Origin of the sequence: Bacillus sp. IT-79MI2 (genome assembly GCF_949768135.1) — a bacterium.
In the GTDB taxonomy this organism is placed as follows: domain Bacteria; phylum Bacillota; class Bacilli; order Bacillales; family Bacillaceae_G; genus Bacillus_A; species Bacillus_A pseudomycoides.
Genome location: NZ_CATKPV010000095.1, coordinates 161,374 through 173,769, shown reverse-complemented (window position 1 = coordinate 173,769; position 12,396 = coordinate 161,374). Strand labels below are relative to the sequence as shown.

Genomic DNA, 12,396 nt, shown 5'->3' with positions numbered 1-12,396 from the left:
ATAATAATGTATGCACATACCTCTACAGATTGAGATTTTCATTATTTCTTTTTTAGAAACAACAAAAGCATGAGAGCCAATTTATTTAAGCTTTCTAATCTTCTAGCAATAAGCCTTAAGACACGCGATTCTCAATCTATTATTTGTCTATAAGACAAACACGGTATATTTTGTTCGAGAATAATATGAAACATATTAAGTAAGAGAATTATACTTCTCTCCTCTTACAAGCAGGCATAATTCAGCCTTTTGCAACCCTTACATTATAACATAGAATATTCTCGTTTCAATAACTGAACGATTCTTTTTCATAATTATACAGGTAAATGCCCTTCTCTCTCCACGCGTAAAAACCATTGATAGGCAATATGAAACTCTTCAACGGTAATATTATACGCCGCCATAAGTTCCTCTTCATCGATGATTAATCCGAAACGCTTTCTCCCGATTCGCTCTAAAACCGCTGCCCATACTTCTACTTTATCCATTAGTAATGGGAACGGGAAAATACTAGCTTGCATTTCTCTCCAGTATGTAATAATCGCCTCAAACATATTTGGATTATCACTTTCTAAACGATTAGATAATATATGTATAACTTTCTTCGAGTACTCATCATTATGATCCAAATGAGCTGGAATAATCATTATTCTTTCGCCAAATTTCTCTACTTCTATTTCTTCTTCCATACGCTTCTCTACCATTTTGTATATAATAGAAGTTTTTAAATATGGATGTCGCGTGCTATCAACGAGAAATTTCCGTAAAGCTGGCAAAGCTTTTTCGAGATTTTTAATTAAAAGAGCATGAATTACCTGTAGCTGCTGCCCAAAATTTTCTACAAATAGACCTTTTGAAAATTCTTCCAGATCAAAATCTGATTCTACTAGCGTCGTTTCCTCACCATTTAGCATATTCTCCGCAAATTGGGCAAGCTGCGCTAACTTTTCTCTTTGCTCTACAGTCAATTCTTTCTTCTGCAAAACCTCTTCAACAGTCTCAATTACACCTACATAATCATTTGTTTGAACTAAAATAGTCACGTATGTTTCAAGAATATCCCCAAACAAGACTGTTCCTGTTTCAAGCAACTTCTCACATCGGTCTTTTGATTCTTCCATTCGCTTTAATTCTAATAAACAAATAACTGAAGCTAATTCTGTTTGCTCTGTTTCTCCATTATACTGGCGTAATATTTCAAAACAGCGCAATGCATCTTCGAACTTCCGCTCCCGCAGCGCCATAAACCCTTGATCAATATAACGCTCTGACAACTGCGGAAACAATACGACCGTATTTTCTTTTTTATCCATACGTCCGCCTCTTTTTTTAGATTTTAAATATCTTCAAAGTAAATATAACAAATGGCTGTTAAGAAAACAACATTCCAAATATATTTATTTGAAATATGAAAATATTCGACTTTTATAATTAAAACGAAAAAATCATATCAGAAAATCCTCTTTATACATATAAAAAATCCTCAGCAAATAACGCAGAGGATTTCCTCATTAATGGGCAGCTTTTATAATTGTAGGATATACGAAAAGAGTAATCATTTGGAGAACAATAATTGTAACAACAACTATGCTAAAAAAGAAGATTGGCTTACTTCGTTTCATCAAAAACATAATAATAAGTATAATGCAGGCAAGTAAACACATAAAAAATAAACTTGTAGTAGGACTCAGTATTCCGCTAGGGACAAATAACAATAATATAACACTACAAACACCTATAATTCCAAATAACCATTCCATTCATTTACCCATTCCCTTTCCCTCTCATAACAATTCTCTCTATGCTACTAAATGTTTTACAACCTCAATTACATCTGTTAATTTCTCATATGCAACAAACCCGAAAGCTACTGTTAAAGCTGTTACAACTAATCCTTTCATGTTTTCTTCCTCCTCGCGTCATCTTCGTTACCTTAATTATAAAGAACTGGCATTTTGTTACCATCGAACTTCCTTACACTTACCTTACAGAATTGTAAGATTTCAAAAGAAAAGAAAAACCACCTAACATAATTGAAAGTGGTTTTACGGGAGTTCTCTATAATCGTCTGCAAAATTAACATTCTTTTCTTAGCTTTGGTGGATTTATTCTTAAACTAATTGATTTACGAAACACTTTTGTAATTATTTATTACATCACATTCGAGATATTTCTCTCCTTCACCTTCTTATAAATTTTTAAATACAGCCTAATTCCCTTGTTAAAAAATGTTAAAATATTTTTATGCAATTCAAAATCCAGAAATTAAAGGGGAATGATCCATATGTTCAAAAAAGTAGCTGCTGATGTTCTCGGACTAAGCGATGTAGGTTCTGTAATCACACCGAAAGATTATGATAAAGTGGATGCTGATGATTATGTGATGCATGAAGATGGAGAGAAAGTTTATTTTCTAATTAAATCAAAATCAGATGAATATTGTTTTACAAACAAAGGGTTAATTCACTTAGATGGTACGAGTGCAACGAGTAAGAAGCGCACATTACGCCGTTATAGTTATAGTAAATATCAAATTAGAAACGTAGCGCTAGAAACTGCTGGTACAATCGATTTAGATGTGGAGATTAAATTTCATATGGGGGATGAGTATTACTCAATTGACGTTCATAAAAAGCACATTGAAGAGCTCAAAGACTTATATAAAGCCCTTCTCAAAATTGAGGAAATTTCATATGAAAATGATATTACATTACAGTACGCTCACAAAAGTTTAGATATGGCTTCTAACACATTTAGCCGTATTACGAATGCACAAGTTAATTTAGCAGAGCAATTTAAAGAAATGAATCAAATTGCGTTTAATTGGCTTGTGGATACGAAGAAGCAATATAACGTGAAAGATTATGGGTTTGTGTTTGAAAAGTTTATTAATAACTAATGCTAAAATAAATAAAAAACCTTGCTATCAAAAGATAACAAGGTTTTTTTAGCGTCCCAGGAGAGATTCGAACTCCCGACCGACGGCTTAGAAGGCCGTTGCTCTATCCTGCTGAGCTACTGGGACATGGAGCGGGTGAAGAGAATCGAACTCTCGACCAGAGCTTGGAAGGCTCTTGTTTTACCACTAAACTACACCCGCATATTTTGTTTTCATTTCCGCCTGATGTCTTATCGACAAGTTTTATTATATTTGCACACGCAGATAAAGTCAACACCTTTTTTCAAAGAGGATAATTTTTCTTATCCTCTTTGAAAAGTTTTATGTGCGACAACTTTTCCAGCTAATGTTTCAAATCGAATTTCAATGTCCTTTTCATTTACTTCTAACAAAGTAAATGTTTTTTCTTTACGGGAACGTGGCAGTAAAATGCTTCCTGGATTGATGAATAAAATACCATCAATAAATTCCGCTCCCAACATATGAGAATGTCCAAAACATACAATATTCGCCTCCACTTCTTTTGCACGATATAAAAGTGTTTGCAAAGTCATTTTAATATTGTATCGATGACCGTGTGTAGCAAAAAAGCGTATTTCATCTACATCGGTAATGATTTCTTCTTCAAAACTATGATAAAGATCGCAATTTCCTTTTACTACTTGGAACCCTCGTAAATCTGGATGATCTGGTGCTAGTTCTGAATCACCGCAATGAATCATAACATCTACATTTCCCTCATATGTATCTTTTAATTGCTGTAATTCTTTCGTAGAACCGTGACTATCGCTTACAATTAAAGCTCTCATCGGTCTCTCTCCCTTATTCTTCTAAAAACCACGCTGAAATTTTTTCTTCTAACTTACGAAGAGCACGCCCGCGGTGACTGATTTCATTTTTCTCATCTGAAGTTAACTCTGCCATCGCTCGTTTGTATTCTTCTACATAAAAGATTGGATCGTATCCGAAACCATTTTCACCACGACGTTGCTCTAGAATTTTCCCTTCGCACGTTCCATTTACAATAACCGACTCTTTATTTTCTTCTGGAAAAGCAACCGCTAACGCACAATAAAAACGCGCTGTACGCTTTTCCATCGAAATGCCATCTAATTCTGTTAAAACTTTATCGATATTTGCCTGATCATCTTTTTGCTCACCAGCATAGCGAGCAGAGCGCACACCAGGATTTCCATTCAACGCATCAACAATTAACCCTGAATCATCCGCAATAACAATTGAATTTAACTGTTTACATAAACTGTCCGCTTTCAAAAGTGCATTTTCTTCAAATGTTTCACCAGTTTCCTCGACTTCTTCAATATGAGGGAAGTCATGAAGAGATTTTATTTCTAAGTCAAATCTCTCAAATAGCTCGGCAAATTCACGTACTTTCCCTATATTTTTCGTTGCTACAACAACATGTTTCATATTTCCCACCTCTACTCTATATGAGATACGATGTCACCTAATGCTTCTTTTTGTTTTTCAATGAGTTGTAAAATCCCATTTTCAGCTGCATCAAGTAATTCATTTAACTCCGCACGGCTAAATGTTGCTTCTTCTCCAGTTCCTTGCACTTCAACAAAATGGCCTTTCCCCGTCATAATAACGTTCATATCAACATCAGCTTGAGAATCTTCTGCATAGTTTAAATCTAAAACTACACCTTGGTCTTCAACAATTCCAACGGATGTTGCAGCTAAATAATCTTTTACTGGAATTTTAGATATTTTTTCTGCTTGTAATAACTTTTCAAATGCTAACACCATCGCAACATAAGCACCCGTAATAGACGCTGTTCGTGTTCCTCCATCTGCCTGGATTACATCACAATCAATCCAAACCGTTCTTTCCCCAAGTGCTTCCAAATCAACAACCGCACGTAATGCTCGTCCAATTAAACGTTGAATTTCCATTGTGCGACCAGTTACTTTCCCTTTACTGGACTCACGAATTGTACGTTGTTCTGTTGCGCGTGGAATCATGGCGTATTCAGCTGTTACCCACCCTTTTCCTTCGCCTCTCATAAATGGTGGCACACGTTCTTCAATCGTTGCCGAACAAATAACCTTCGTATCTCCAACTTCAATTAGTACAGACCCTTCTGGATGTTTTAAATAATTTGTATGAAGATGTATATCGCGCAGTTCTGCCGCTTGTCTACCATCTACTCGCATAAAATAACCCCCTACCTAGTAACTGCTACTTGTTAGTATAGCCCGTTTTAAATTTATGATTATGTATATCAACAGAAGAAGGGGAACTCAAAAAGAAATTCCCCTTTTCTACATAAGTATATCAAATTATTTACGATTAAAAACTACCTGTATTCACGTTTTGCGGACGATCAACAGGTTTTGTTAATTTCTCACCCTTCTCGTTAACAAGATTTGCTTTTCCATTTACTTCAACAGAAACATTTTTCACACCTTGTTTTTCCGTTAAAGATAGAACGAGTGATTGCAGTACATAATTTGAAATCATACTTTTTCCTTTGTCCACATATATATTTTCATTGAAATTCAATGTAACCTTTCCATCTTGCACTTTCGGTTCACTAACGAGCTTTACATCTGGATTAAAATCATTAAGTAAAGCTGAACCCGACGGTCCTTTAACAAGCTCATTCACAACCGTTGCTACTTCATGTTCCTTTCCTTCTGCCACGCGGCGTGTTACTGGCACATAGTACTGTTTTTTATTATTTCGCGCTAGGAAATAAAGTGTAACCGGCTTCGTATTCGTTACATCCGCCACTTGCTCATCATCAAAGTTAATTCCATCCGCACGGCTAACCCCTTCACCAATCGGTGTACCAGCAACCGGCATCGTTTCTAAATTTTTACCGTTCATCTGGAATTTGACTTGCTTAATTTCTTTAAATTGCGTCAATGTCCATGCTACAGATTCCACGATTTGACGCTCTTCTTCTTTTTTATAATTTTTTATTTCCTTTGAGAAATCAACAACTGCTGTCCCATCTGTTTTCACATCAACTGACAGCGTTGTATTCGCTGGAAGAACCGCTTGAAATCCATTTGGCAACATATTTGTTACAGGACCATCCTTCACAAGATATTCCAATGTTTGCTTCACAACTGCATTCCCTTTGGGCGCAGGTAAATCAAATGTTTGCGGTACAACATAACCATTTTTATCAACGAGGTATAAATCATATTTCTTCGTTTGCCCTTGTTTTTCTTTTGTAGCAGTCTCTTTCTTCTCACCATCTGTATACGTAACTTTTTTCGGTGGATCAATTTGTTCCGTTTCTTTCTCCTGATTTAACAAACCGCATCCTGATAATAAAGCTAAGCTTACTGTAACACAAACAAGCCATTTAAAAGTGGATTTAGGCATACCATTTCCCCCTAAAATCTAAGTTTGTACTATATGTATACGAGCTGTTTATCATTTTAGAACAAGCAATGACAACTTATCTTACAATTTACTAAACAAAAAAACTCCTGATTTCTCAGAAGTTTTTTATACAAATCTATTATTAACTTGTTTACAAATTAATATGTTTTACATTTTCAATGGGCTGTCCAAACCATTTAGAAGCAATTTCTTTGAATAAATCTATTTTTCCTGTGGTTAAGAAGAGATGGTCGCTTTGTTCTTCCCCTTCATTTAACATTTTACTATGATATAGTATCGTACTTACTTCACGAGCTGTTTCATCTCCAGAACTAATTAACTGCACCTTATCTCCCATTACCCGCTTAATAACCGGGCCTAGAATCGGATAATGTGTACATCCTAAAATCAGCGTATCGATTTCAGTATTTTTCAGTGGTTGCAACGTTTCTCTAACAACCTCATACGCCATCTCACTCTCAAAGTTTCCACTTTCAACAAGTTCAACAAATGGCGGACACGCTAAGCTTTCTACCATAACGCGGTTATTAATGGACTTTAACGCATCTTCATACGCACCACTTTTCACCGTTCCAATTGTTCCAATAATACCAACATGGTACATATTCGTTACTTTTAAAGCTGTACGCGAACCAGGATGAATCACACCCACTACTGGAATTTTTAATTGTTTTTGCATCTCTTCAAGTACAACCGCAGTTGCAGTATTACAAGCAATAACTAGCATTTTAATATCAAGTGCTAATAAATACTCTGTCATTTCCCATGTGAATTGACGCACTTCCTCGCGAGAACGCGGGCCATAAGGACAACGTGCTGTATCTCCTAAATATATAATACGCTCTTTTGGCAGCTGACGAATTAACTCTTTCGCTACCGTTAATCCCCCTACTCCCGAATCAATGACACCAATTGCTCTATTCAACATAATCACCCGTTTTCTCATTCATCATCTTATTTTTTTGCATATCATTATATCTTACATACTTTAGATCTTTATAGATCCAAAATATACCTGTTAATAGATTTCCAAATATGTACCTGTATAGACCAGGACTTTTTTATTTTGCTCCTTTTCTTCGTAATTTGCAAGACAGAAAAACAGCCGACCTTCTATAAAAAAGTCGGCTCACCCATTATAATTCGAGTTCCCCCATACGAAGAAGCTCAACAACCGCTTGCGAACGCCCTTTAACCCCTAGCTTTTGCATTGCATTTGATATATGGTTGCGCACGGTCTTTTCACTAATAAAAAGTTCACTTGCAATTTCTTTCGTCGTTTTATCTTGAACCAGTAATTCAAATACTTCTCTCTCTCTCTTTGTGAGTAACGGTTTAGATTGATATGCTTTTTCCTTCAACTGGTATAACCCTCCTTGCTTAAGCCAGAGCTGTACATGTGTAAGTTGGGTGTTTATTTAGTCAAGATATTGTATGAACGAAATGTGCAGGTGGTGAATGAAAATAGGCGAAATTACATACGTTATTTACAGTCGATACACAAACAACTGAAAAACATGGTGATTAAATGAAACTTATATTTATCTCTATTGTCCTGCTATTATTTACAATGGGCATCGTCATTTCAATGGACATATTACAAGGTTTAAGTATTTTCCATACATTAAGTTCATTTACTAAATTAAAATATAAAATGGTGACGGAAGATTATATATGATTCCTCATCTTCTTTTTGCCCCTCTTCATTTCAAAATCACTTCAAACAAAACGAAAATAAACACAATGTAAAAAATACTACATTGTGTTTATTTTTTCTTAATCCATATATTAACTAACAACAAAATAGGGATTACAATTTGTAACGGTAAAGACAAATAATATAGAGAAACCCATCCAATGCACTTGCCCCAAATTTTACATATATAAGTAGTAAGCGGCACAGCCGCGTATACTAAGAATTGTTCCCACAAACATATTGAACAACAAAAGAAAGAGATTGAAGTACAACGGATTGAAATATAGTTCCCGTTCTCTCCCTAAATTATCTTACTCCATTTATTACCTCTTTCTTTTCAGAAAGATTCACCGAAAAGCCGCGAATACTACCAAATAGGAATGTATGGATTCATAGCAATCCGTTTTGAACACAAAATTTTAAGTATTGGTGGTGTCATTATGTTTTCGACCTTCAAGCGATTGTTAATCGGTAGACCACTTAAATCAACAGCACTAGGAGAACAAAAATTAAATAAACTAAAGGCACTCGCAATCCTTTCTTCTGACGCACTTTCTTCTGTCGCTTACGGAACAGAACAAATTTTAATTGTTCTTGCTGCATTTGGAGCGATTGCTTTTTGGTATTCCATCCCGATTGCAATTGGCGTTTTAATCTTATTAACAGCGCTCATTTTATCATACCGGCAAATCATTTTTTCTTATCCGCACGGCGGAGGTGCTTATGTTGTTTCTAAAAAAAATTTAGGTACAAATGCTGGACTTATTGCAGGAGGATCGCTACTTGTTGATTATATCCTTACTGTAGCTGTAAGTGTTTCAGCTGGAACCGATGCTATTACATCGGCTTTTCCAACTCTGCACACATACACCGTTCCCATCGCGATCATACTTGTTTTATTTATTACAATTTTGAACCTACGAGGCGTAACGGAGTCAGCATCAATTTTAGCTTATCCTGTCTATCTCTTCGCTTTTGCGCTTGTCGTTTTAATTATCGCTGGTGTTTTTAAAATCATTTTCGGACAAGCTCCAGCAAATTTACATACACCAATTGGAACTGTCGTGCCTGGCATTACACTCTTCTTCTTGTTGAAGGCATTTTCATCCGGTTGTTCCGCTTTAACAGGGGTAGAAGCAATTTCCAATGCAATTCCAAATTTTAAAGAACCCGCTGCGAAAAATGCTGCAAAAACATTAGTTATCATGGGGACGATTCTTGCTATTTTATTTACGGGTATTACATTTTTAGCCTATTGGTATGGAATCGCACCAAAACATAATGACACTGTTGTGTCTCAAATCGCTTCAAATATATTTGGAAGGAATTTTGTATACTACTTTATTCAAGGAACAACTGCTCTTATTTTAGTACTAGCTGCAAACACAGGTTTTTCAGCATTTCCACTTTTAGCATTTAATTTAGCATCAGATAAATATATGCCGCGTATGTATTTAATGCGTGGAGATCGCTTAGGGTATTCAAATGGGATCATTACGTTAGGTATTGGTTCTATCCTTTTAATCATTGCATTCCAAGGTAAAACCGAGCAATTAATCCCGTTATATGCTGTCGGGGTATTCATTCCTTTTACATTGTCACAAACAGGGATGATTATAAAATGGTTACGAGAAAAACCACAAGGATGGCTGCCAAAGTTACTAACGAACTTATTAGGCGCTCTTATTTCATTAACTGTGCTTCTCATTTTCTTTATTACAAAATTTGCACAAGTATGGTCCATTCTCATCTTTCTACCTATCATTGTTTTCATCTTTCATCGCATCCACAATCACTATGTTGCAGTAGGAGAACAGTTGCGCATCAATTTTAATGAAATTCCTGAAAAAGTAACTGGTAACATCGTAATCGTTCCCATCGCTGGCATTACAAAAGTAGTCGAACAATCCATCAATTACGCAGAAACAATTAGCGATCAAGTTATCGCTGTGTATGTAGCTTTTGATAAAGAAAGTGAACTACGTATGCAGGAAAAATGGAAAGAATGGCAACCGAATATTCGTCTCGTTACCTTTATCTCATCTTACCGAAGCTTAATGCGTCCTATCGCAAAATTAATTACAATTATTCAGCATAAGGCGCAAGAAAAAAATCGTTTCGTTACCGTTTTAATTCCGCAATTTATTACAAAAAAGAACTGGCATAACTTTTTACACAACCAATCGAGTGTATTACTACGTGTCTATCTTCTATATAAGAAAAATGTTATAGTCACAACAGTTCCTTATCGTTTCCGAAAATAAAAGCAATATATACGTAAAAGAAAGGAGGCTATTCTCTCCTTTCTTTTATGTGTACAACTGCCTTACAAAACTGTAATCTTCTTTCAGAAAAATGTAATATAATTCGATAGTTTACATATTCTTTTCCATGTAAGATAAAAGTATAAAGAATCACCAATACATAAAAGAAACAAAATGGTGATTAAAAAGGAGAGGGGTTTATAATGGAAAAAAAGTTACGTAGATCTGAAACTGATAAAGTTTTATTTGGTGTATGCGGTGGTTTAGGAGAATATTTTGATATAAGCGTTAGTATGATTCGCATACTTTGGGTTATTGCGATTCTATGCTTCGGAACAGGCTTTTTAGCCTACCTTGTTTGTTTGTTGCTTATGCCACGTTCTTACTAAAAAGGCACCGGTGCCCAATCGGTGCCTTTCTTTCATCTTGTCACTTTTTGATAGAGCATACTTTCTTTTTGTGTTAACAAATACTTATTTGCTAAAATAAGAAACACACTAGAAGTCCATGTAAACGCTAAATCACGCAATCCTTGCCCGGTTTGTGCATGAAAATTTTCAGCCATCCCACTTTTATTTGCCATCCTACAAAAACGAACAGCAATATCCTTTGCAAATTCATTTTTGCCAACTGCTTGTAAAGCCTCAGTCATAATAAATGTTGTCGGTGCCCAAATTGGTCCGCGCCAATATCCATCATCACGATAATATGGACTCCTTATACTCTCTGTTGCAAAACCATACTTTGTCAAAAAGTGATTTTCTTTTTTCAATTCTGCAAGTAAACTTTCAATGATTTCTTCAGGTAACCTTTTTCCTAAAATGAGAGGAATATATAACACAAGACTATCTGATACTTCATATGAATGATTCCCAGATTGCGGGGCAATAAAACGCTTTTCTCTCCAACAATGTTGAATCATACGATTGAGCGTTGTATTTGCTCGCGCTTCCCATCGCTTTGCTTCTTCTTCAAATCCAAGCTTCTCTGCGACCTCCGCTAATACCTCCATTTGTAAAATAAGAAATGAGCTTAAGTCCGGACTCTCAATAGGGGCACCACGGTGAAAAATCGTACTATTATCCCAACCGCTATCATTCCCATGATTATATTGAGGAACCCCATCCCCATCATCATCTCGATATGTAAACCACCAATCCGTCCATTTGCATAACGGTTCATACACTTCTTGTAAATGCTCTTCTGTTATAAAATCTGTATGTTCCATCATCCATTTCAGCGTCCACCCATGAATAGGTGGTTTACAGCAATTCCATAGCCCACTGTTATCGTTAATATAATCCGGTAATACACCGCACTCATCTTGCTTATCAAAGAAAATCATAAATTGATCCCACGCTACTGTCGGCTGATGCATCGCTAATGCCATCGCATTAAAACAATGATCCCAACTCCATATATTTGTCATCCAGTTTTTTGACATATACATCGCTTTTCTCGGTAAATACCCTTCCGCTTCTACCATACAAGACCATGTAATATAAGCCGCTAACTCTCTTCCTTTTAATAAGTCTTTCGGGACAGCCAATGTATGACGTAACCAATTTACAAAATCCGCTTCAGCAGCATCCACCGTCTCCGCGAATGTCTTTGTCTCCTTCGGCTTCTGCAATACTGTTTTGTATTCCGTTAGTTCCACATCAATCCCTGATTCTTCATCTTGCGCATAAATATCAACAATAATATGTTTACAACGAAGTTCTTCAAACGGGGCATCCATATGCATAACCCCTTCTATAGCAGATAAATGAAATCTCATTTCTTTTGAAAAGCTATTAATTTCCCACCCACCTTGTGCACTTGGAATACAGTAATCATACGAACTTGTAATCCCAATAAAACGTAGCTGCAATCGATCCGAATAAAAACGAATTGTATCAGAATGAGAGAAACAAATCTTCACATCACCTTCTACAGTTTGGAGCGTTAGTAAAGATGGCGACATCTTTGTTTCACATGGTAAAACCTCTCCTTTCCGATTTAATACCTCTATTTTAAACACTTCACCAAAATCGTCGTCACCACCGCGAATGTTTCGAATCAGTAATCCGTTATCATAGTTTAAAGAAATAACTAAAAAAGAACCGTACCGACTAAATGGAACTTGTTGTAAATCAAACATTTATATCCCC

The 12,396-nt window shown here is 35.9% G+C and carries 13 protein-coding genes and 2 tRNA genes; 4 read left to right on the top strand and 11 right to left on the bottom strand.

Annotated features, from left to right (window positions below; all coding sequences use genetic code 11):
- Positions 1–314: 314 nt before the first annotated feature.
- Together ACM6HU_RS23875 and ACM6HU_RS23870 are read right to left on the bottom strand one after the other, a co-directional pair.
- A complete protein-coding gene (locus ACM6HU_RS23875) occupies positions 315–1,313 on the bottom strand; it encodes a hypothetical protein (RefSeq protein WP_016132078.1) in 999 nt (332 codons plus the stop codon).
- A 198-nt stretch (positions 1,314–1,511) separates the two neighbouring features.
- Positions 1,512–1,760 carry a hypothetical protein gene (locus ACM6HU_RS23870; RefSeq protein WP_016116504.1) on the bottom strand — a complete coding sequence of 83 codons (249 nt, stop codon included), beginning with the start codon at positions 1,758–1,760 and terminating at the stop codon, positions 1,512–1,514.
- A 524-nt stretch (positions 1,761–2,284) separates the two neighbouring features.
- Here ACM6HU_RS23870 and ACM6HU_RS23865 point away from each other — a divergent pair.
- A complete protein-coding gene (locus ACM6HU_RS23865; protein ID WP_016132079.1) occupies positions 2,285–2,899 on the top strand; it encodes a PH domain-containing protein in 615 nt (204 codons plus the stop codon).
- Positions 2,900–2,951: 52 nt separating this feature from the next.
- Here ACM6HU_RS23865 and ACM6HU_RS23860 read toward each other — a convergent pair.
- The 8 genes from ACM6HU_RS23860 to gerE all read right to left on the bottom strand — a co-directional run bounded on the left by ACM6HU_RS23860 (position 2,952) and on the right by gerE (position 7,644).
- Positions 2,952–3,025: transfer RNA gene (locus ACM6HU_RS23860), tRNA-Arg, on the bottom strand.
- A 1-nt stretch (position 3,026) separates the two neighbouring features.
- Positions 3,027–3,100, bottom strand: a tRNA-Gly gene (locus tag ACM6HU_RS23855).
- A gap of 101 nt (positions 3,101–3,201) precedes the next feature.
- Positions 3,202–3,708 carry a metallophosphoesterase gene (locus tag ACM6HU_RS23850; RefSeq protein ID WP_016116507.1) on the bottom strand — a complete coding sequence of 169 codons (507 nt, stop codon included), beginning with the start codon at positions 3,706–3,708 and terminating at the stop codon, positions 3,202–3,204.
- 13 nt (positions 3,709–3,721) lie between these two features.
- Entirely contained in the window at positions 3,722–4,330 is a 609-nt protein-coding gene (locus tag ACM6HU_RS23845; RefSeq protein WP_016132081.1) for an XTP/dITP diphosphatase, read from the bottom strand.
- 11 nt (positions 4,331–4,341) lie between these two features.
- Entirely contained in the window at positions 4,342–5,079 is a 738-nt protein-coding gene (gene rph / locus ACM6HU_RS23840; RefSeq protein WP_016116509.1) for a ribonuclease PH, read from the bottom strand.
- Between the two features lie 136 nt (positions 5,080–5,215).
- A complete protein-coding gene (locus ACM6HU_RS23835) occupies positions 5,216–6,262 on the bottom strand; it encodes a GerMN domain-containing protein (RefSeq protein ID WP_077294904.1) in 1,047 nt (348 codons plus the stop codon).
- Positions 6,263–6,413: 151 nt separating this feature from the next.
- Positions 6,414–7,229 carry a glutamate racemase gene (gene racE, locus ACM6HU_RS23830; protein WP_139350037.1) on the bottom strand — a complete coding sequence of 272 codons (816 nt, stop codon included), beginning with the start codon at positions 7,227–7,229 and terminating at the stop codon, positions 6,414–6,416.
- A gap of 190 nt (positions 7,230–7,419) precedes the next feature.
- A complete protein-coding gene (gene gerE / locus ACM6HU_RS23825; RefSeq protein WP_000659494.1) occupies positions 7,420–7,644 on the bottom strand; it encodes a spore germination transcription factor GerE in 225 nt (74 codons plus the stop codon).
- Positions 7,645–7,811: 167 nt separating this feature from the next.
- Between gerE and ACM6HU_RS23820 the strand changes: the two genes are divergently transcribed.
- The 3 genes from ACM6HU_RS23820 to ACM6HU_RS23810 all read left to right on the top strand — a co-directional run bounded on the left by ACM6HU_RS23820 (position 7,812) and on the right by ACM6HU_RS23810 (position 10,632).
- Positions 7,812–7,961, top strand: a complete 150-nt coding sequence (locus ACM6HU_RS23820) for a hypothetical protein (protein ID WP_154214644.1) — start codon at positions 7,812–7,814, stop codon at positions 7,959–7,961.
- A gap of 458 nt (positions 7,962–8,419) precedes the next feature.
- The gene (locus ACM6HU_RS23815) at positions 8,420–10,243 is read left to right on the top strand and encodes an APC family permease (RefSeq protein ID WP_016116512.1); all 1,824 of its coding nucleotides are present in this window, start codon (positions 8,420–8,422) and stop codon (positions 10,241–10,243) included.
- A gap of 203 nt (positions 10,244–10,446) precedes the next feature.
- A complete protein-coding gene (locus ACM6HU_RS23810; protein ID WP_016116513.1) occupies positions 10,447–10,632 on the top strand; it encodes a PspC domain-containing protein in 186 nt (61 codons plus the stop codon).
- 32 nt (positions 10,633–10,664) lie between these two features.
- Here the strand turns inward: ACM6HU_RS23810 and ACM6HU_RS23805 are convergent, their stop codons facing one another.
- On the bottom strand, positions 10,665–12,386 hold the full coding sequence (locus ACM6HU_RS23805; protein ID WP_016116514.1) for an amylo-alpha-1,6-glucosidase: 1,722 nt from the start codon (positions 12,384–12,386) through the stop codon (positions 10,665–10,667).
- Positions 12,387–12,396 lie beyond the last annotated feature (10 nt).